Below are 244 nucleotides of genomic sequence, written 5' to 3'. Positions count from 1 at the left end.
TTGCTGAATAAGGCATGCCCTACTACACGGCCGTTGTCTTCCGCTACAAGCGATAATTCAGGGACAAATCCTTCGGATTGCCTAATCCGCTCAACTAATCTGGATTCATCCTCCCTATGCCCGAATGCTGCATGATTCAATTGAAATACTTCTTCATAATCACTTGACGTCTCCGTCCTGATTATCATTTCTTATCCCCCGAACCGAACCCGATCGCATAGCCATCTAAATCTTGAACAGAAAA

Annotated in this window: 1 protein-coding gene; it reads right to left on the bottom strand. The window is 44.7% G+C overall.

The features are described 5' to 3' along the window. Window positions 1-188 (bottom strand): GNAT family N-acetyltransferase (locus tag KVT27_RS25820; RefSeq protein ID WP_369009677.1); only part of this gene is annotated, 188 nt, incomplete at its 3' end. Window positions 189-244 lie beyond the last annotated feature (56 nt).

The sequence above is a fragment of the Lysinibacillus sp. GbtcB16 genome (genome assembly GCF_019091145.1).
GTDB lineage: Bacteria > Bacillota > Bacilli > Bacillales_A > Planococcaceae > Lysinibacillus > Lysinibacillus fusiformis.
Note: the sequence above shows the minus strand (reverse complement) of the source record. Positions and strands in the feature narration are given on the sequence as shown.